This is a genomic window from Mumia spirodelae, assembly GCF_050632745.1.
Taxonomy (GTDB): Bacteria; Actinomycetota; Actinomycetes; order Propionibacteriales; family Nocardioidaceae; genus Mumia.
In genome coordinates this window covers 136,886-155,998 of the sequence record NZ_JBODSD010000003.1, presented here as the reverse complement: position 1 = coordinate 155,998, position 19,113 = coordinate 136,886, and the positions used below count along the sequence as shown (strand labels likewise).

The 19,113-nt window shown below is 71.4% G+C and carries 21 protein-coding genes; 11 read left to right on the top strand and 10 right to left on the bottom strand.

The window, feature by feature from the left end; translation table 11 throughout:
- Positions 1-35: 35 nt before the first annotated feature.
- Both ACQSSQ_RS16305 and ACQSSQ_RS16300 read left to right on the top strand, forming a co-directional pair.
- Complete coding sequence (locus ACQSSQ_RS16305; protein ID WP_431328169.1) at positions 36-836, top strand: ABC transporter ATP-binding protein; 801 nt, start codon at positions 36-38, stop codon at positions 834-836.
- 8 nt (positions 837-844) lie between these two features.
- A complete protein-coding gene (locus tag ACQSSQ_RS16300; RefSeq protein ID WP_431328168.1) occupies positions 845-3,367 on the top strand; it encodes an ABC transporter permease in 2,523 nt (840 codons plus the stop codon).
- A gap of 32 nt (positions 3,368-3,399) precedes the next feature.
- Here the strand turns inward: ACQSSQ_RS16300 and ACQSSQ_RS16295 are convergent, their stop codons facing one another.
- Positions 3,400-4,107, bottom strand: coding sequence for a ZIP family metal transporter (locus ACQSSQ_RS16295; RefSeq protein ID WP_431328167.1), 708 nt, complete (start codon positions 4,105-4,107; stop codon positions 3,400-3,402).
- Between the two features lie 170 nt (positions 4,108-4,277).
- On the opposite strand from ACQSSQ_RS16295, the gene rpsF reads away from it, so the two are divergent.
- From rpsF to ACQSSQ_RS16265, 6 genes are all read left to right on the top strand, one after another.
- Positions 4,278-4,565: a 30S ribosomal protein S6 gene (gene rpsF, locus ACQSSQ_RS16290; RefSeq protein ID WP_431328166.1), complete on the top strand. Its 288-nt coding sequence runs from the start codon at positions 4,278-4,280 to the stop codon at positions 4,563-4,565.
- A 134-nt stretch (positions 4,566-4,699) separates the two neighbouring features.
- A complete protein-coding gene (locus ACQSSQ_RS16285) occupies positions 4,700-5,239 on the top strand; it encodes a single-stranded DNA-binding protein (RefSeq protein ID WP_431328165.1) in 540 nt (179 codons plus the stop codon).
- A gap of 95 nt (positions 5,240-5,334) precedes the next feature.
- Positions 5,335-5,574, top strand: a complete 240-nt coding sequence (gene rpsR / locus ACQSSQ_RS16280) for a 30S ribosomal protein S18 (RefSeq protein WP_431328164.1) — start codon at positions 5,335-5,337, stop codon at positions 5,572-5,574.
- A 21-nt stretch (positions 5,575-5,595) separates the two neighbouring features.
- A complete protein-coding gene (gene rplI, locus ACQSSQ_RS16275; protein ID WP_431328163.1) occupies positions 5,596-6,039 on the top strand; it encodes a 50S ribosomal protein L9 in 444 nt (147 codons plus the stop codon).
- 152 nt (positions 6,040-6,191) lie between these two features.
- Positions 6,192-7,811, top strand: coding sequence for a sensor histidine kinase (locus ACQSSQ_RS16270; RefSeq protein ID WP_431328162.1), 1,620 nt, complete (start codon positions 6,192-6,194; stop codon positions 7,809-7,811).
- Complete coding sequence (locus tag ACQSSQ_RS16265; RefSeq protein ID WP_431328161.1) at positions 7,808-8,470, top strand: response regulator; 663 nt, start codon at positions 7,808-7,810, stop codon at positions 8,468-8,470. Before ACQSSQ_RS16270 ends, ACQSSQ_RS16265 begins: the two co-directional genes overlap by 4 nt.
- Positions 8,471-8,480: 10 nt before the next feature.
- Here ACQSSQ_RS16265 and ACQSSQ_RS16260 read toward each other — a convergent pair whose 3' ends face one another.
- Positions 8,481-9,371 carry a universal stress protein gene (locus ACQSSQ_RS16260; RefSeq protein WP_431328160.1) on the bottom strand — a complete coding sequence of 297 codons (891 nt, stop codon included), beginning with the start codon at positions 9,369-9,371 and terminating at the stop codon, positions 8,481-8,483.
- A 177-nt stretch (positions 9,372-9,548) separates the two neighbouring features.
- Between ACQSSQ_RS16260 and ACQSSQ_RS16255 the strand changes: the two genes are divergently transcribed.
- Positions 9,549-10,112 carry a hypothetical protein gene (locus ACQSSQ_RS16255; RefSeq protein ID WP_431328159.1) on the top strand — a complete coding sequence of 188 codons (564 nt, stop codon included), beginning with the start codon at positions 9,549-9,551 and terminating at the stop codon, positions 10,110-10,112.
- A gap of 4 nt (positions 10,113-10,116) precedes the next feature.
- Here ACQSSQ_RS16255 and ACQSSQ_RS16250 read toward each other — a convergent pair whose 3' ends face one another.
- Genes ACQSSQ_RS16250 through ACQSSQ_RS16240 form a run of 3 tightly spaced genes read right to left on the bottom strand, consistent with a single transcriptional unit; the run spans position 10,117 to position 12,950 of the window.
- Positions 10,117-11,250: a carboxylate-amine ligase gene (locus ACQSSQ_RS16250; RefSeq protein ID WP_431328158.1), complete on the bottom strand. Its 1,134-nt coding sequence runs from the start codon at positions 11,248-11,250 to the stop codon at positions 10,117-10,119.
- A 37-nt stretch (positions 11,251-11,287) separates the two neighbouring features.
- Positions 11,288-11,959, bottom strand: coding sequence for an HAD family hydrolase (locus ACQSSQ_RS16245; protein WP_431328157.1), 672 nt, complete (start codon positions 11,957-11,959; stop codon positions 11,288-11,290).
- Positions 11,952-12,950 (bottom strand): TIGR03557 family F420-dependent LLM class oxidoreductase, encoded by a 999-nt coding sequence (locus ACQSSQ_RS16240; protein ID WP_431328156.1) that lies wholly within the window; start codon positions 12,948-12,950, stop codon positions 11,952-11,954. Before ACQSSQ_RS16240 ends, ACQSSQ_RS16245 begins: the two co-directional genes overlap by 8 nt.
- 130 nt (positions 12,951-13,080) lie before the next feature.
- Between ACQSSQ_RS16240 and ku the strand changes: the two genes are divergently transcribed.
- Positions 13,081-14,070, top strand: coding sequence for a non-homologous end joining protein Ku (gene ku / locus ACQSSQ_RS16235; RefSeq protein WP_431328155.1), 990 nt, complete (start codon positions 13,081-13,083; stop codon positions 14,068-14,070).
- Between the two features lie 3 nt (positions 14,071-14,073).
- Here the strand turns inward: ku and ACQSSQ_RS16230 are convergent, their stop codons facing one another.
- Both ACQSSQ_RS16230 and ACQSSQ_RS16225 read right to left on the bottom strand, forming a co-directional pair.
- Positions 14,074-14,505, bottom strand: coding sequence for a hypothetical protein (locus ACQSSQ_RS16230; RefSeq protein ID WP_431328154.1), 432 nt, complete (start codon positions 14,503-14,505; stop codon positions 14,074-14,076).
- Positions 14,506-14,614: 109 nt separating this feature from the next.
- The gene (locus ACQSSQ_RS16225; RefSeq protein ID WP_431328153.1) at positions 14,615-15,508 is read right to left on the bottom strand and encodes a hypothetical protein; all 894 of its coding nucleotides are present in this window, start codon (positions 15,506-15,508) and stop codon (positions 14,615-14,617) included.
- A 293-nt stretch (positions 15,509-15,801) separates the two neighbouring features.
- Between ACQSSQ_RS16225 and ACQSSQ_RS16220 the strand changes: the two genes are divergently transcribed.
- Positions 15,802-15,996 carry a hypothetical protein gene (locus ACQSSQ_RS16220; protein ID WP_431328152.1) on the top strand — a complete coding sequence of 65 codons (195 nt, stop codon included), beginning with the start codon at positions 15,802-15,804 and terminating at the stop codon, positions 15,994-15,996.
- Between the two features lie 39 nt (positions 15,997-16,035).
- Here the strand turns inward: ACQSSQ_RS16220 and ACQSSQ_RS16215 are convergent, their stop codons facing one another.
- Genes ACQSSQ_RS16215 through ACQSSQ_RS16205 form a run of 3 tightly spaced genes read right to left on the bottom strand, consistent with a single transcriptional unit; the run spans position 16,036 to position 19,102 of the window.
- Positions 16,036-17,349, bottom strand: a complete 1,314-nt coding sequence (locus ACQSSQ_RS16215) for an MATE family efflux transporter (protein WP_431328151.1) — start codon at positions 17,347-17,349, stop codon at positions 16,036-16,038.
- Complete coding sequence (locus ACQSSQ_RS16210; RefSeq protein ID WP_431328150.1) at positions 17,346-18,620, bottom strand: MFS transporter; 1,275 nt, start codon at positions 18,618-18,620, stop codon at positions 17,346-17,348. The genes ACQSSQ_RS16215 and ACQSSQ_RS16210 overlap by 4 nt, the downstream gene beginning before the upstream one ends.
- Positions 18,617-19,102 (bottom strand): MarR family winged helix-turn-helix transcriptional regulator, encoded by a 486-nt coding sequence (locus ACQSSQ_RS16205; protein WP_431328149.1) that lies wholly within the window; start codon positions 19,100-19,102, stop codon positions 18,617-18,619. Before ACQSSQ_RS16205 ends, ACQSSQ_RS16210 begins: the two co-directional genes overlap by 4 nt.
- Positions 19,103-19,113 lie beyond the last annotated feature (11 nt).

Genomic DNA, 19,113 nt, shown 5'->3' with positions numbered 1-19,113 from the left:
GGAGAGCGTTGCCCGCCCTCTCCAGGAGAAGCGTCATGTCCGACGGCTACCCGCCCAGCACGACCCGCACCGTGGCCGCCCGCGCGGTGGACCTCCACAAGACCTACGGCAAGCAAGAGGCGGAGGTCCGCGCGCTCGACGGGGTGAGCATCGACGTCTACGAAGGCGAGTTCACCGCTGTCATGGGGCCGTCGGGGTCCGGCAAGTCCACCCTGATGCACCTCCTGGCCGCGCTCGACACCGCCACCAGCGGCTCGGTGTTCATCGGAGACACCGAGCTGTCGCAGCTCAACGACAAGCAGCTGACGCGGCTGCGGCGCGACGACGTCGGCTTCGTCTTCCAGGCGTTCAACCTCGTGCCGACCCTGACCGCCAACGAGAACATCCTCCTCCCGCTCTCGATCGCGGGCCGCAAGCCCGACCAGGCCTGGTACGACGAGGTCATCGACACCGTCGGCCTGCGGGACCGCCTCGGGCACAGGCCCAACGAGATGTCGGGGGGACAGCAGCAGCGCGTCGCCGCCGCCCGCGCCCTGGTCGGCCGGCCCAAGATCGTGTTCGCCGACGAGCCGACCGGCAACCTCGACTCGACGTCGGGCGCGGAGGTCCTCAAGTTCCTGCAGCACAGCGTCCGGGAGCTGGGCCAGACCATCGTCATGGTGACGCACGACCCGGTGGCCGCGTCGTACACCGACCGCGTCGTCTTCCTCGCCGACGGCCTGGTCGTCGACGAGATGCGCGCGCCGTCGCCGGAGAAGATCCTCGAGCGCATGGGCGCCATCCAGACCCGTGCGATGGAGGCGGCCGAGGCGGGCCTCGAGGGCGGTGCCGTCTGATGCTTCGCGTGACGCTGCGCAACCTGCTGGCGCGCAAGGTGCGCCTGCTGATGAGCGCGTTCGCGATCGTGCTCGGTGTGGCCTTCGTGGCCGGCACGCTGATCTTCACCGACACGATGAGCAAGTCCTTCGACGGCATCGTCAAGGGGTCGACCCCGGACGTGACCGTCCGTCCCGCGGGCACCGGCAGCTGGGACCAGGCCCCCAGCGCGGACACGCGTACGATCCCCGCGTCGGTGGTCGAGCAGCTGCGCGAGCTCCCCGGCGCCGCGCGCGCCGACGGGAGCGTGCAGAGCCAGTCGCTGACCCTCGTCGGCTCCGACGGCAAGCTGGTGACCGGGTTCGGACCGCCGACCCTGTCCTTCAGCTACGACGATGCGCCCGCGATGACCGGGGAGCCGGCGGTCGTGATCGCCGACGGGCGTGAGCCCACGGCCGACGGCGAGGTCGCGATCGACGCGACGAGCGCCGAGAAGGGCGGCTACGAGATCGGCGACACGGTCACCCTCGTGTCGACCGGCGACCAGCCCCGTGTCGAGGTGACGCTGGTCGGGCTCGCGGAGTTCGGCGGCGGCTCGATGGCCGGAGCGTCGCTGGTGCTGTTCGACACCGCGTACGCGCAGCAGCTCTTCCTCGACGGCAAGGACGTCTACAACCAGGTGTCCCTGACGACGGCCGACGGGGTCACGCAGCAGAAGCTCGCGTACGAGGCCGACAAGATCCTTCCCGACGGCCTCGAGGCCGTCACCGGTGATGCCGCCGCCGCGCAGGCCGAGGACCTGATCGGGGAGATCCTCGGCTTCCTCACCACGATCCTGCTCGTGTTCGCCAGCATCGCGATCATCGTCGGCACCTTCCTCATCATCAACACGTTCTCGATCCTGGTGGCCCAGCGCAGCCGCGAGCTGGCGCTCCTGCGTGCCCTGGGCGCCTCGCGGCGGCAGGTGAGCCGGTCCGTGCTGCTCGAGGCCTTCGTGGTCGGGCTGGTCGGGTCCACCCTCGGTGTGCTGCTCGGCATCGGGTTGGCCCAGGGGCTGACCGCGTTGTTCAAGAGCTTCGGTCTCGACGTGAGCGAGACGCCGCTCGTGATCGCTCCGCGCACCTGGGTCGTCGGCTATGTGGTCGGGCTGCTGGTGACGCTGGTCGCGGCGTACCTGCCGGCCCGTCGTGCCTCCCGGGTCGCGCCGGTCGCCGCGATGCGCGACGACGTGGCGCTGCCGGAGTCGTCGATGCGGCTGCGCATGCTGTTCGGCGCGATCCTCGTGGTCATCGGCGCCGGCCTGGTCTGGCTCGGCCTGAGCGGGGCGGACAACGGAGCCTGGTACGTCGGTGGTGGCGCGTTCGCGATCCTCATCGGCGTCTCGCTGATGAGTCCGCTGCTGAGCCACCCCGTGCTCATCACGCTCGGCGGCCTCTTCCGTCCGTTCGGGCTGGTCGGGCGCATGGCTACGCAGAACGCGCTCCGCAACCCACGCCGTACAGCCGCCACCGCGTCGGCGCTCATGATCGGCCTGACGCTCGTGACGACGATGAGCATCCTCGGCTCCTCCGTCAACAAGTCCGTCGACGTCGGGGTCAAGAAGGAGTTCACGACCGACTTCCTCCTGACCAACCCCGTCGGAGCGCCGTTCTCGACCTCGATCGCCGAGCAGATCCGCGACATCGACGGCGTCGGAGACGTGGTGGAGACGCAGTTCGTCCCGGCACAGGTCAACGGGTCGTTCACCGCCATCACCGCGAGCGACCCGGCGCAGCTGTTCTCGATGTTCGACCTCGACGCGACGGTCGACGCGCTGTCGGCCGACGAGGTCGCGGTGCGCGAGGACACCGCCGAGGCGCGCGGGCTCGAGGTCGGCGACACGTTCGAGGTCACGACCCAGTCGGGCGACTACGATCTGACGGTGGCCGGGACGTTCCCGGAGTCCAACGTCGTCTCCGAGTACCTCACCTCGTTCGCGTTCGTCGACCGCGTCAAGCTCACCCGCGAGGACTCGTTCGTCGCCGTCGACGCGGCGCCCGGGTTCACCGGCGCCGACATCGAGGAGCCGGTCCGCGACGTCGTGGCCGACATCCCGACGGTGGTCGTCCAGACGCAGGACGAGTTCATCGAGTCCCAGCGCGACCAGATCAACGGGATCCTGATGCTGATCAACGCGCTCCTCGGCCTGGCGATCGTGATCGCCGCGCTCGGCATCGTCAACACGCTCGCGCTGAGCGTCATCGAGCGGACCCGCGAGGTCGGCCTGCTCCGCGCGGTCGGGATGAGCCGGCGCCAGCTGCGGCGGATGGTGCGGCTGGAGGCGGTCGCGATCGCCGTGCTCGGGGCGGTGCTCGGCATCGCGATGGGTCTCGTCTTCGGTGTCGTGCTGCAGCGCGTGCTCGACGACGAGGGGATCACCGAGCTCTCGATCCCGTACACGACGCTCGCCGTGTACGTCCTCATCGCGGCGGTCGTCGGCGTGCTCGCCGCGCTGTTCCCGGCGCTGCGGGCGTCCCGGCTCAACGTGCTGCGGGCGATCGCGACGGAGTAGTGCGGCGGGCCGCCCGGGACGGTGCGGGGCGGTCAGGACACTGCGGAGAGGCCGGCGGCGACCGCGAAGCCGAGCACCGCGGCGAGCCCGGCCTTCTCGTGGACCTTGGCCTGCGCCTCGGGGATCATCGCGCCGACCAGCATGACCAGCAGGGCGCCCGCCGCGAAGCCGTCGACGGCACCGACGAAGTGCTCCGCCGTCACCTGCGCGGCGGCGTACCCGGCGACGGTCGCGAGCATGCAGACGACGGCGACGGCGGTCCAGAGCAGGAGGATCCGGCGCGGAGGCGAGCCGGCCGCTCGCATGTCCGTCGCCGACCCGATCGACTCCGGGAGGTTCGACACGAAGATCGCGACCAGCAGGGCGACGCTCACACCACCGCCCTCCGCGATCCCGATGCCGAGGACCGCCTGCTCCGGGATGCCGTCGAGGAACGCGCCGAGCGCGAGCGGCAGCCCCGCTGCGCCACCTCGGGCACGTCCGCCGATCCGCTCCACCCACCGGTCGGAGACGTAGAACACGCAGGCACCGAAGGCGAGACCGAGCGCGAGCGCCATCGCCCCGCCCACGGCCAGCCCCTCCTCGAACAGCTCGAACGAGATGCTCGAGATGAGCGCCCCCGCCCCGAAGCCGAGGACCGTGCCGACCATCGCGTCGCTCCACCGGCGTACGACGCCGAGCACCGCGCCCAGCAGCAACGACGATGCGGCGACCGCTCCCCAGAGGACTGACGCTCCCACGGTCGACGATCATCCTCGTTCGCGCGCCTGACGGCGATTTGGGACCCGCCGCGGCGCCCGGATAGACTGACGCGGTTGCCCGGCCGCCACCCGGCGTGCTCGGGCATGATGCAGAGCCCTCCTGTCACGGAAGGACCGTGACCGTACAGACCGAAGGAGGTGGAGTTGCCTTGCGTCACTACGAAGTCATGGTGATCCTCGATCCCAGCCTCGACGAGCGCACGGTGGCCCCGAGCCTGGACACGTACCTCAACGTGGTGCGTCAGGACGGTGGCACCGTCGACAACGTCGACATCTGGGGCAAGCGTCGTCTTGCCTACGAGATCAACAAGCAGTCCGAGGGGATCTACGCCGTGGTCGACCTGACCGCGACCCCCGCGACTGTCAAGGAGCTCGACCGTCAGCTCACGCTGAACGAGTCCGTCATGCGTACGAAGGTCATCCGGCCCGAGAAGTGACGGACGACCGGCACGTCGTCCCCAGCACGCGCCGTCCGAGGGTTTCCCCCGGACTGCCGCCAAGGGGTCGCCTGTGTCGGAGTCTTGATGTTGACTGCTAGCCAGCAGACATCCCGCGAACGTTGGAGTGAGACATGGCAGGCGAGACCGTCATCACCGTCGTCGGCAACCTTGTGGACGAGCCCGAGCTGCGGTTCACGCCGTCCGGAGCAGCGGTTGCCAACTTCCGCATCGCCTCGACGCCGCGCACCTTCGACCGCCAGAGCGGCGAGTGGCGCGACGGCGACACGCTCTTCCTGGGCTGCGCCGTGTGGCGCCAGGCCGCGGAGAACGTCGCCGAGTCGCTGCAGAAGGGCATGCGCGTGATCGTGCAGGGACGCCTCAAGTCCCGCCAGTACGAGACGCGTGAGGGCGAGAAGCGCACCGTGTTCGAGATCGACGTCGACGAGGTCGGTCCGAGCCTGCGCAGCGCCACCGCCAAGGTCACCAAGGCGTCGCGCTCCGGAGGCGGAGGCGGCGGCTACCAGCAGGGCGGCGGACAGGGTGGTTACGGCGGAGGCCAGTCGGCCCCGGCCAACGACCCGTGGTCCTCTCCCGCTCCGCAGGGTGGCAACGCTGGCAACGATCCGTGGGCGAGCACGCCCTCCGGCTCGAACGACGAACCCCCGTTCTGAGTCGCCGGATCTGAAGAACACCGAAGGCGGTCCCAGGACCGCCGCGTCATTCCGACCCGTCCTGCGGGTCGGGCTCACCGGAAGGGAGCACCACAATGGCTGCTAAGCCCGCTGTTCGTAAGCCGAAGAAGAAGAGCAACCCGCTCAAGGCTGCGAAGATCACCTACATCGACTACAAGGACGCCACCCTCCTGCGGAAGTTCATCTCCGACCGCGGCAAGATCCGCGCTCGCCGCGTCACGGGTGTGTCCGTCCAGGAGCAGCGCAAGATCGCGACCGCGATCAAGAACGCCCGCGAGATGGCGCTGCTGCCTTACACCTCGACCGGTCGCTGATCGTAGGGGAAGGGACAACACATGAAGCTCATCCTCACGCACGAGGTCACCGGTCTCGGTGCCCCCGGCGACATCGTCGAGGTCAAGGGCGGCTACGGCCGCAACTACCTGCTGCCCCGCAACTACGCCATCGTCTGGTCGAAGGGCGCGGAGAAGCAGGTCGAGTCGATCAAGAAGGCCCGTGACGCTCGCGCGATCCACGACCTCGATGACGCGACCGCGCTGAAGCAGAAGCTCGAGGCCAACACGGTCAAGGTCCCGGCTCGCGCCGGTGCTGAGGGTCGCCTGTTCGGCGCCATCACCGTGTCGGACGTCGCCACCGCCCTCGAGGGCGCCGGCGCGAGCGTCGACAAGCGTCGCATCGAGATCGGCAACCCGATCAAGGCCATCGGTTCGTACGACGTGCAGGTGCGCGTCCACCCCGAGGTCACCGCGAAGGTGAAGATCAACGTCGTCGCCGCCTGACCTCTCCGGTCAGGGTCCACGACCCGTCCGAAGGCCCCGCTGCTGCTTGTCAGCGCGGGGCCTTCGGCCTTCTCTCCTCCGGCTCTGTCGTGCGCGCGCCGCGGCCCGAGACCCCTAGAATCGGGCGCAAGGACGAGCGGAGGCTGCCGACGATGACCCGACCGGAATCCCCGGAGGACGTCGCTGCACGGCTGAGGGTCCTGCTCGAGGCCAACCGGACGCTGGTCGAGAAGCTCGACCTCCCGGAGGTGCTGCGCCGGATCGTCGCGGCAGCGACCGACCTGGTCGGCGCCCGCTACGGCGCGATCGGCGTCTTCGACGACGAGGGACGGCTCGAGGTCTTCATCCACGCCGGGATCGACGAGGAGACCGCCGCGCGGATCGGCCACCTCCCTCGCGGTCGTGGGCTGCTCGGGGACCTGCTCGACGGTGGCCCGGCGGTCCTGCTCGACGACGTCACCACCCACCCGCACTACTCGGGGTTCCCGCCGAACCATCCGCCGATGCGCTCGTTCCTCGGCCTCGGGCTCGAGGTCCGCGGTCGCGTGTACGGCAACCTCTATCTCACCGACAGCCGCGACGGCGCCTTCACCGAGGCCGATGCCGCGCTGGCCCGTTCGCTCGCGGAGACCGCCGGGGTCGCGATCGCCAACGCGCGCCTGTACGACGAGAGCCGGCGCCGCGAGGCATGGTCGGCCGCCTCCGCCGAGGTCACGCGGGAGCTGCTCGCGCCCGACGGGATCGACGCGCTCGAGCTCGTGGCCGTCCGGGTCCAGGAGATCGCCGAGGCGTCCCTGGCCGCGGTCCTGGTCGGCAGCGGCGACGGGTCGTACGCGGTCGTACGTGCCGCCGGGTCGCACGGCGACGAGCTCATCGGGGCCCGGACGGCCGTGCGCGCGACCGACGAGGGCCCGCCGGAGCCGACCCTCGGCAGGGTGGGCGAGGTGTGCGCGCTTCTCGGGCTCGAGCTGCCCGTCGCGCCGGAGGCTCCCGCCATGGTGGTCCCGCTCGTGGACGCCGAGGACCCGCGGGGACTGCTGCTGGTGGTACGCGACGGCCCACCGCGCTTCGACGAGTCCGACCTGACGATGGCGCAGGCCTTCGCCGGCCAGGCCGCGCTCGCCCTCGGCAAGCGGGAGCTGCGCGAGGCGCGCGAGGCCATGCTGGTCCTCGAGGACCGCGACCGCATCGCGCGCGACCTCCACGACCACGTCATTCAGCGGCTCTTCGCCAGCGGTCTCACGATCCGGAGCGTGCACGCGACGATGCCCGACGGCGCGCCGCGCGACAGGCTCGCCGCCCAGGTGGCCGAGCTGGACGCGACGATCCGGCAGATCCGCAGCACGATCTTCGAGCTGCACGACACCGGACAGGGCCGCGCCGGCGTACGACGACGGCTCGGCGAGATCGCCGGGGCGGATCCGGGTGGTCCGGAGGTCCGTCTGCACGTCGACGGCCCGGTCGACCTGATGCTCGACGCCGAGCTGGCCGACGAGGTCGTCGCCGTCGCGCGCGAGGCCGTCTCGAACGCCCGCCGCCATGCTCACGCCTCGCGCGTCGACCTGAGGGTGGTCGTCGGGGGCGACGCCGTCACGGTGAGCGTCGCCGACGACGGCACCGGGATCCCGGAGGGTGCTCCCCGCAGCGGCCTCGCGAACCTCGAGCAGCGGGCCACCGCGCGCGGAGGGACCTACGCCGTACGCAGCGGAGCGCAGGGCACCGCCCTGACCTGGGCCGTACCCCTGCCTGGAGAGGAAGGAGACCGATCGTGATCAAGGTCTTCGTGGTCGACGACCACGAGATCGTGCGCCGTGGCGTCACCGATCTGCTGGAGACGGCCGACGACATCCGCGTCGTGGGGGAGGCCGCCGACGTCGCCCAGGCCCTCGCACGGATCCCGTCGGTCACCCCCGACGTCGCCGTCCTCGACGTGCGGCTGCCGGACGGGAGCGGCATCGACGTGTGCCGCGAGCTGCAGGAGAGCCAGCCGCACGTACGCTCGCTGATCCTCACCTCCTACGACGACGACGAGGCTGTCTACGCCGCGGTGCTGGCGGGCGCTTCCGGCTACCTCCTCAAGGAGGTTCTCGGGTCACGTCTGGTCGAGTCGGTGCGAGAGGTGGCGGCCGGGCGGTCGCTGCTCGACCCGCACGTCGTCGCCCAGCTGATGCGTCGGCTCCGGGACCGCGACGCGCCGCACGCCGACCCGCGGCTCGCCGGGCTCACCGACCGCGAGCGGGAGGTGCTGATGCTCATCGCCGAGGGACTCAGCAACCGCGAGATCGGGGAGCGCCTGTTCGTCGCGGAGAAGACCGTGAAGAACTACGTCACCAACCTGCTGGCGAAGCTCGGCATGCAGCGACGGACCCAGGCGGCCGTGTTCGGCGCCGAGGTCCGCCGCGAGCAGGAGGGCGAGTCGGGACGGCCCTAGCCGTCGCGCGTCAGTAGACGGGCCCTCCGGGAGCCGCCATCGCCCGCGGGGTCGGGTGGTAGGCCAGGTCCACCGCGTCGTGCGGGACGGTGACGACGGGGCACGCGGTCCGCGAGAGCACGGCCTTGGCGATCGACCGCGTCCACGGGGCGCGGGGCCCGGTCGTCCGGTGCCGGCCGAGCACGAGGAGGCGCGCCCCTCGAGTCGCGTCGGCGCAGGCATCGACGGTCGACGCCTCGACGGTGCGGGTGTGCACCTCGACCTCCGGGTAGTCCTCACGCCATCCCGCGAGCGTCTCGCCGACACCCCGCTGCCCTTGGGTCGCGCCGCCGCGGTGCGCGGCGTGGAGGACCAGGAGGTCGGTACGGGCCCGGCGCGCGGCCTCGAACGCGTACGTCAGCGCCGCGTGCGACGGCGAGTCCGCGTCGATGGCCACGACGACAGGACCCGTGCTCGCCGGGCGTACGCCTGCGGGCACGACGACCACCGGGCACGAGGCGTGGGTCGCGACCCGTGAGCTGGTGCTCCCGGTCAGGAGCCGCTCCGCGGTGCGGGCGTCCCGGCGGACGACGACCAGCGCCGAAGACTCCTTCGAGGCCGACTCGAGCGCGAGCGTGGCCGAGCCGAGGACGGGATGAGTGGTGACGGCGAGGTCGGGACCCAGCCGGTGCGCGTCGTCGGCGGCGCGGACCAGGATCGCGGCCGCCTCCTCGCGGGCGGCGTCCACCTCGTACGGCGTGAAGGCGACGCCCTCGAACGGCAGGGCCGAGGCGTGGACGAGCCGCAGCGGCGCGTCGAGCGCGCGGGCGAGCGGGACTCCGTGCTCCACCGCGGTGAGCGTGCGTGAACGGCTGGCGTCGACCCCGACGGTGACGGGCTGCGGGCGGGACGTGGTAGTCATCGTTCTCCCCTCTCGACGGGTGCGGCCGGAGGTGGGCCGCACCTGATCAGCGTGCTCCCGGCCGGTCGCGGAGAACAGTGACCAAGGTCCCGGCAAGAAGGGACCCTCGGCACTGACCGAGCCGGTGCCCCCGGCCAGACGATGAGGGTGTTCACAGCGCGATCCAGGGAGGAAACCATGAGCGCCACCATCGGAGCCGGCCTCACCGGCAGGAGCAAGGTCTTCGCCGCCCGCGACGAGGAGCACGCAGTCACGTCGAGCGCAGTCGCCAAGGGGTTGGCGGCCATGCGTATCGGTTTCGGGCTCACCTTCCTGTGGGCCTTCGTCGACAAGCTGTTCGGACTCGGGTACGCGACTCCGAGCGAGGGAGCATGGATCAACGGCGGGAGCCCTACCGAGGGCTACCTGGCCAACGCGCCGACCGGTCCGTTCGAGGGCTTCTACAACGCGCTCGCCGGTCAGTGGTGGGTCGACGGCCTGTTCATGCTGGGTCTGCTCGCCGTCGGCGTCACCCTCACCCTCGGCATCGGCATCCGTCTCGGTGCCGCGGTCGGAGTCCTGCTCTACGTGATGATGTGGACGGTCGCCCTTCCGCCGGCGAACAACCCCGTCCTCGACGAGCACATCCTCGGCGCACTCGGCGTCCTCGTGATCGGTCTCGCCCTCGCCGGCGACACCTGGGGACTCGGACGCTGGTGGGGCTCGACCACGCTGGTCCAGAAGTACCCCGTGCTCAAGTAGGGGATCAGACGTCTCGGGAAAGAGAAGCCGCTCGGTTACGCACCGGGCGGCTTTCCTGTGCGTCCGGGTCGGTGCGGAGGGCGAGATCCGCCACCACGGCCTCGAGGTCCCCGTCGGCGCCGACGCGTCGTTGGCGGGCGGCACCGTTGCCGTCGCGGAGCACCCGCTCGAGCTCGTCGTGCACCAGGTCGGTGTCGCCGGCGTCGGCGAGGGCGTCGGAGACGTGGTCGACGAAGGCGCCGAGGACCTCCGCCGCAGGACGCTGCTCGCGCGTGCCGGGGTCCAGGAGCGTGTCGCTCAGCCCGTAGCGCGCGGCGTGCCACCGGGCACCGCGGAGCAGCTCCACCCGCCACGTCTCGAGCGGGCGGTCCTCGGACCACGCGCGGGCCTCCGTCTCGACCAGCGCGCGGACGAGCCCGGCGACGAGGACGCCGTCGCGGAGGTCGGTGCACACGTCGGTCACCCGGAGCTCGACGGTCGGGAGCGAGCGCGCGCGGCGGACGTCGAAGTAGACCATGCCCTCGTCGAGCGCGGCGCCGCTGGTGATGAGCGCCTCGACCGCCCGCCTGTAGGTGTCAGGGTCGCCGAACGGCTCGACCGGTCCGGAGGTGGGCCACTCCGTCCATCGGCGCGACCGCCAGCTGGCGTGCCCGGTGTCGCGACCGGCCTCGTACGGGGAGTTCGCGCTGAGGGCGAGGAGGACGGGCAGCCACGGGCGTACGCGGTCGATGACGCCGATGGCCTCGGCATCGCTGGAGACGTCGACGTGCACGTGCATCCCGCAGACGGCGGCGCCCTCGCCGATGGCCCCGAACTCGCTGACCATCCGCTCGTAGCGCGCCTTCGGCGTGACCTCCGGCTGGTCGCCCGGCAGCGGCGACGTCCCGGACGCGATCAGCGACGCTCCCGCCGCCCGCGCCGCGGCGACCGTCTGGCGTCGCGCTTCCCGAAGGTCGTCGGCCAGGTCGCCGAGCGAGGAGTGCGGCTCGGTCATGGTCTCGATCTGCTCGAGGAACAGCTCGTGCTCGATCTCCGCGTCCCCGTCGTGACGACGCAGCGCGCGCTCGGAGACGGAACTCGTACGACCCGTGGCCGGGTCGACGAGCAGCATCTCCTCCTCGATCCCCATCTTCCTCATCGCACGAGTCTGGCGGGTCGCGACGGCGTGCGCAGACTCAGCGCAGGAGCGGGGCGAGCGCCGACGAGTCGAGCGCGCCGTGGAGCACGGAGACGTCCTCGTACACCTCGACGGCACCTGCCTCGCGCAGCTCGCCCGGTCCGACCCCGCCGGACCGGACGCCGACGAACGTGACACCGGCCTGCTTCGCCGCGAGACCGTCCCAGACGGCGTCGCCGATCATCACGGCTCGCGCGGGGTCGACGCCGACCTTGTCGAGCGCGGCCTGCAGGATGTCCGGCTGCGGCTTGGCGTCGTCGACGTCGTCGGCGTTGGTCGTCGCGTCGATGAGGTCGTCACAGTCGAGCGCACGCCGCAGCCGTTCGAGCTCGTCCGGAGGGGCGGAGGTCGCGAGGACGATCAGGACCCCACGGTCGTGGAGCTCGCGCAGCAGCGGACGGGCGCCGTCGAAGCGCCGCAGCTCCCCGGCGAGGTCGGCGTACAGGGAGGCGTGCAGGTCCTTGGCCGCGGTGCGGTCGGCCTCGCTCGCGTCGCCGGCGAGGTCCTCCAGCAGACGGTCACCGTCCATCCCGATCGCGCGGTGGACCCGCCAGTCGTCGACGCGGATGCCCGCCTCGCGGAAGGCGTCACGCCAGGCCCGGACGTGGAGGTAGTTCGAGTCGACGAGCGTTCCGTCGACGTCGAAGAGGGCGGCGCTGCGCTCAGCCATCGGTGCGACCGTTCCCGAGGTCCTCCAGCTGGGGACGCAGGTTCGTCCGGACGTGGTCGAAGAACGCGTCCATCTCCTCGGGTGGCCCCGCGTTCATGAGGACGAGATGGTCGAACCCGGCGTCCAAGAACCGCTGCGCCACCTCGAGGTGACGCTCGGTGTCCGGTCCGCACCCGAAGGCCGCCCGCATGTCCTCGACGCGCACGGTCGCAGTGGCCGCCTCGAAGTTGATCGGGTTGGGCAGCTCCGCCTGGACCTTCCACCCCGCGACGCCGAAGCGCGCGTTGCGGTGGGCGGCGGTGGCGGCGGCCTCGACGTCCGCGGAGTACGCCAGCGGGACCTCGGCGTACCGCGGGCCGGTCCCGCCCGCGGTGGCGTACGCGTCGACCAGCTCAGGCTTGGGCTCGGTCGCGAAGAGCCCGTCCCCGAAGTCAGCGGCGAGCCGCGCTGCCTCGTCACCGCCGGCCGCCACGACGATCTTGGGAGGGGTGTCGGGCAGGTCGAAGACCTGGGCGTCGTCGACGTCGAAGTACTGGCCCGTGTACGAGTGGTAGCCGCCGGTGAACAGCAGCCGGATGATCTCCAGCGCCTCCGTCAGCATGTCGTGACGGACGGAGACCGACGGCCACCCGCCACCGATGACGTGCTCGTTGAGGCGCTCGCCGGCCCCGACGCCCAGGGTGAAGCGCCCGTCGCTGAGCACACCCGTGGTCGCGGCCATCTGGGCCACGATCGCGGGGTGGTAGCGCATGATCGGACACGTGACGCCCGTGGCGAGCTCGATCCGCTCCGTGCGGGCGGCGATCGCGGCGAGCATCGAGAAGGCGAAGCCGGAGTGCTGCTGGGAGTACAGCCAGGGGTGGTAGTGGTCGCTGACCTCGACGAAGTCGAAGCCCGCCTGCTCCGCGGCCACCGCCTGCTCCACGATCTCCTTGGGCCCGAAGCCCTCGGCCATCAGCTTGAACCCGATGCGCAGTCCGTCGGTCGTCATGCCTCCAGGGTCCGTCGCCGGCGCGGTGTCCGCAGACTGAGCGAACGATGAGTCGCGGGCACGATGGGGGTCTCCCGATTGACAGCACGGGCGCCGCCCGGTTCGCTTGGCGTACGAGAGGGGTGGAGCGATGCGTGCGATGTGGAAGGGCACGATCTCCTTCGGTCTGGTCAGCATCCCGGTGAAGATGTACGGCGCGACGTCGACGCACGACATTTCCTTCCGGCAGGTGCGCCGGAGCGACGGGTCCCGCGTCAAGTACAAGCGCGTCGCCGAGGCCGACGGCGAGGTCGTCGAGTACTCCGAGATCGCCAAGGGCTACGAGCTTCCGGACGGCCGCATGGTCGTCCTGACCGACGAGGACATGGAGCAGCTGCCGCTGCCGACGAAGAAGGTCGTCGACGTCCTCGAGTTCGTGCCGCTGGAGCAGATCGACCCGATCCTCTACAACAAGAGCTACTACTTGGAGCCGGACAGCAACGCCGGCCTCAAGCCGTACCTCCTGCTGCGCGAGGCGCTCGAGTCGTCGGACATGGTCGCCGTCGTGAAGGTCACCGTCGGCACCCGCGAGCAGATGGCGGCGATCCGGGTCCGCGACGACGTGCTGACGATGAGCACCCTGCTGTGGGCCGACGAGGTCCGCAAGCCGGAGTTCTCCTTCCTCGGCGAGAGCCTCGAGCTCCGTCCGCAGGAGGTGAAGATGGCGCAGTCGCTGGTGGAGAGCATGCAGGGCGACTTCGACCCCGAGGAGTACACCGACGACTACGAGGTGGCGCTCGACGAGCTGGTCGAGGCCAAGCTCGAGGGCAACGAGGTCGTCCAGCCGGCCGTCGGCGAGGGGGCCGAGCAGCCTGACAACGTCGTCGACCTGATGGCGGCGCTGCAAGCCTCGATCGACCGCGCCAAGTCGGGCGAGGGCGAGCCGGTCGCGGGCGTGGAGAAGGACGAGAAGCCGGCGAAGAAGACGGCGGCCAAGAAGGCTGCCGCGAAGAAGGAGCCGGCGAAGAAGGCCGCGAGCAAGAAGGCTCCCGCGAAGAAGGCCGCGGCGAAGAAGACGACGGCCAAGAAGGCCGCGAGCAAGAAGGCGCCGGCCAAGAAGGCGGCGAAGAAGGCGTCCTGACCGTCAGGGGAACCAGAACAGGATCCCGAGCCCGAGGCACGTCGGTCCGAAGAGGACCGTCGCAGCGAGCAGGAAGATGCTCACGCGCCAGCGCGGGGGAAGCGTGCCGTCCCGCTTCGGCGGGAGAAGGATCCACATCAGCGCCGTCAGGATCAGCGTCGTGATGATGGCCAGCTGCTGGAACACGACCCACCAGACCGCCCAGAGCAGGATCGCGCTGTCCGGCAGCGACCACACGGACTCTTCCGTGTACGGATCGCAGAGCCCACCGCACCAAGCTTCGACGAGCTCCACGATCACGAGCATCGTCGCGTAGGGCAGCACGACGTAGCCCAGCACCACCGCCGCGATCCACCCGCCGAACCACACCGCCGTCCGCACGGCGATCAGCTCGTCGCGAAGAAGCGGACGCTCGCGACCCGTCGACGCGTGCATGGCTCAGTGTCGGGCCGCAGGGGGTCACCGCGGCGCCATCCGCACGCAGGACTTGCAGGTACGACCAGATCGTGGTCGCAGTTGCACGTCGTGTCTGCAAGTCCTCCGTTCACCGCCGAGTCAGCAGCCGCACCAGCTGGTCGCCGACGAGGTCGCGTTCGTGACGCACGGCGTACGAGGTGAAGACGAGCAGACGTGTCCCGTCGAGCACGATCTCGTTGCCACGGAGGGTGTCTCCGCTCCACGTCGGGACGTCGAGGTGACCGATGCCGTGGATCTCGCACGCGGCGTCGTGCTCCTCCCAGGCGACGTCCAGGTAGTACTTCCCGTCGGGTCGCCTCCGCTTCACCTGACGGCTCGGCGCGGGGAGGCCACGCCCGATCCTGATCTGGTCGAAGTCGCGCTCGGGCAGGGACTGGATGCCGCCCGCCGCGTCGAGGATGGACTCGACGATGATCCGGCGATGCTTGCAGGTCCCGCGCCGTCCGAGTGCGTCGCGCAGGTTGCGGGTATTCGTCAGCCGCTGCTGGACGCCGCTGAGGATGAGCGTGCGCGCGAACGACGGCGACCGCGCCCAGCTCGCACCGTCGACGAGACTGCGGGCCGGTCGGGTACGGCGGGGGAGCCGCAGCGGATGCACGTCCCGGTCGTCGAGCCAGATGCTCCAGTGCGGCTCCAGCCCATCGATGTCGGGCGCGCGCTTGCCCTCGGGACAGACCACCTGGACGCGCTCGGGGACGAAGCGGGCGAGGCCGTCCCACCAGAGCGAGCTCCCGCCGCCGAGCACCGAACCGGGCGGGCACGCCAGGAGCATCGCGATCATGTGCTGCTCGTGGTTGAGCGGTCCGTTGTGGAGGACGAGCACGCCCCGGTGCGGGCTCTGCCACAGGGTTCGTCGCAGGTGCGAGCGGACGTGCGGGCTCCCGTAGAGGGCATCGGCCTGTGCCCTCGTGAGGACGCCGTGCTGATCGAGGACGAGCTGTGGGGTCGGTGATGTCGTCACGCCAGCACCGTGGGTCCGCCGGTGTGGTCCGAGCACCGTGGCCCGGGTCGGCTGGGGATCCGCCCGTGCTGTGGACGAAGGACTTGCAGTCACAACATGCAGTTGCGACCAGGAGGTGGTCGCAACGGCAAGTCTTGCGGTGGGCGGCGAGGCGGCGGGCAGCGGCGCGGCGGCGCGGCGGTGGCGGGCGCGGCTCACATCCGACACGCCGACGCGCCTCGTCGATCGTGTCGGTGCCGGCGCGCACACTCGGGGTGTTGGGGGGTCCCGTCCCGAGCGAGAGGTGAACACCGATGACCGAGCTGGTCGCGATCTGCATCGACTGCGGCGACGAGTTCGACGCGATCGACGGATGGCTCGACCGGTGCGCAGTGTGCTGCGCCGTGCGGGACGACCATCTTTCCGGGCTCCACACCTCGTCCGCGCTCGGCTGCGTCGGCTGCGAGTCCGCCGACGACGCGCCACGCGCGGGATCCCACGCCGCCTGACCGCCGCTCGCCCGACCGCGACAACGCGGTCCCCTGCACCTACAGCGCGCCGACGACCATCCAGCGGTCCGTCCGCTCCCGCAGCACGAGCGTGACCATGCGCGCGACCATGAATCCCGCGTACGCCAGCCACAACCACGTGAGTCCGGCGCCGAGCATCCACACCGCGACGGCGAGCGGGGCGTACGCGACGAGCGTGATGACACCCGCCCAGGCGAGGTAGGTCCCGTCGCCGGCACCGATCAGGACGCCGTCGAGGACGAAGACCACACCGGACACCGGTTGCGTCAGCGCGATCACGACGAGGGCTCCGACGAGCAGGTGCTGGACGTCCTGGTCGGAGGTGAAGAGGCGGGGCAGCCACGGGACGGACGCGAGCAGCAGCACCGCCGCCACGACGCCGGACGCGACACCCCAGCCGATCATCCGGCGCGTCGTCGACCGGGTCCCCGCGACGTCCCCGGCGCCGAGGGATCGCCCGGTGAGCGTCTGCCCTGCGATCGCGATCGCGTCGAGCGCGAAGGCGAGGATCGACACCACGGTGACCGCGACCTGGTGGGCGGCGAGCGCCGCCGAGCCCATCGTCGCTGCCACAGCGGTCGCGATCAGCAGCGCGGCACGGAGCGTCAGCGTCCGGACGACCAGCGCGACACCGGCGCGAGCGGCCTCGTGGATGCCGGAGCGTTGCGGGCGTACGGGGGCGTGCTGGGCGCGCACCGCCCGCACCACGACGTACGCGAGGAACAACCCGGATCCGAGCTGCGCCACGGTCGTCCCGATCGCAGCGCCCCGGATGCCCATGTCGAGCCCGTAGACCAGCACGACGTTGAGGACGACGTTGGCGACGTTCGCGACGATCACGGTGTAGAGCGGTGTCTTGAGGTCCTGCATCCCGCGAAGGACGCCGGTCGCCGCCAGCACGACGAGCATCGCGGGGATGCCGGGGGCAGCCCACACCAGGTACGTGACGGCCTGGTCCGCGACGACGTCCGAGGGACCGAAGGCCCCGACGATGACCGACGCACCCGCCCCCGCGATCAAGGCGGCCAGGGCGCCGATGAGGACGGCGAGCCAGAGTCCGCTCATGCCCGAGGCCATCGCCCCCCGCAGGTCGCCGGCGCCGATGTGCCGCCCGACCGAGGCGGTGGTGCCGTACGCGAGGAACACGCATAGCCCGACGAAGGTCTGCAGCACCGTCGACGCGATCGCCAGACCGGCGAGCGGATCGGTGCCCAGGTGGCCGATGATCGCGGTGTCGGCCGCGAGCATCAGCGGCTCGGAGACGAGCGCGGCGAACGCCGGGACGGCGATCCGGAAGATCTCGCGGTCGCGCGCGTCCAGGTGCAGCCTCACGTCCCCCAGTCTCGCTCAGCGTCCGGGACCCGCGGTGCCAGGGAGGTCGGCTCGGCGCGACGGCGGATGCCCGGCCGGGTCAGCGTGATCAGTCCCGCGGCCGAGCACGCCAGCGTCGAGACGGCCAGGACGACAGCGGGCTCCGCGACGTCGAGCGCCAGCGCACCGAGGGCCGCCCCGAACGGCGACGCCGTCGCGAGCAGCGCCCGCTGCGTGCCGAAGAGGCGCCCGTGCCGCGCCGGCGGGGACCACTGCTGGAGCGCGGTCGTCTCGATCGCGGCGTACGGTCCCCAGACCGCTCCGGACAGGAGCATCACGACCGCGGCGGGCGGGACGCTGTCGAGAAGCACGAGCGGGAGGGTCACGACGCCCCACGTCGCCGCGCCGATCGCGTTGACCACCCCGGGTCGCCAACGGGAGAGACGGGGGGCGAGCGGAACGGTCGCGATCGCACCGATGCCGAACATCGTCCAGATCAGACCGAACGCGTCGGCGCCACCGCCGAGGTCGTCGCGCACGAACGGGGGCAGGGCCGGCTCGAAGGGCCCGTACGCCGCGTAGTACGCCGCCGACAGGGCCACGAGCGCCTTCACTCCCGGGATGCGCCAGGGTGATCCGTCCGCAGCGTCGTGCGGGACGGCGGAAGAGCCTGCCCCGCCCGGGGCAGCCGACGGCGGGGCGGTGCGGGGGAGGAGCACCGCGATCACCGCGACGCCGAGCATGAGGACGGCGGGTACGGCGAGGGTGACGCCGATCCCGAATGTCGTGAGCGCAGCGCCCAGGAACGCCGCCGACAGGACGAGCGGCAGCTGGTCGCCGAGCGCGAGGAGCGCGTTGGCGCGGGCTCGCAGGTGCGGCGGCTCGTACCGGACCACGAGCGTGCGCGCGGCAGCGTACGACATGGGCTCGGTGAACCCGGCCAGCGCGGTGAGGACCACGACGAGGAGCAGGTCCAGCGACTCGTCGCGCGCGCTGACGGCGAGGACGCCGAGCACGACCGTGCGGAAGCACCCGTCGACGAGGAGCATCGCGCGCGGCCCGAACCGGTCGACGGCGCGTCCGCCGACGACGCCACCGAGGAGGACCGGCAGCCGCGTCGCGAGGATGAGGAGGGCGGTCTGCGCGCCCGACCAGCCCTGCGGCTCGGCGAGCCACAGCAGCGCGAAGACGAGGAAGACGTCGGCGCTGGCCGAGAGCATCCAGGCACCCGCGACGGCACGCATCGCCGGGCGGAGCCGGGTCCGGCCGGAGACCTGGGAAGGTACGGTCACGACGACACCGAGGCGTCGACCGGGCATGCGGGCTCGCAGCGCGGCCAGGTGCACGTCCTGCACGCGCGGTCCGCGTCAGGCCGCGTGCGCGGAGTACCGCGGAGCGCCTTCGCCAGCAGGTCCACGAGGACGTCGCGTTCGTCCGCGCTCAGGCCGGACAGGACGTCGGCCATCGCCGCGTCGCGCTGCCGGTCCCACGTCGCGAGGCGCCGGCGCGCCGTCGGCGTCACGGTCAGGCCGACCTGCCGGCCCTCGCGGCGGCGGCGTACGAGCCCGAGCCCCTCGAGCCGGTCGACGAGGCGCACCGTCCCGGACTGGGTGAGGCCGACGCGCGTCCGCAGCCACTCCGACGTGACACCCGGGTGGGTCGCCACGAGGGTGAGCGCCTCGAGGTCACGCAGTCCCAGCCCGTCGGGCAGACCGGCGACGAGGCGGTCCCCAGCAGCGGTGACGGCTGCGGCCCAGACGTTCGAGGAATGCATGCCTCATTCAT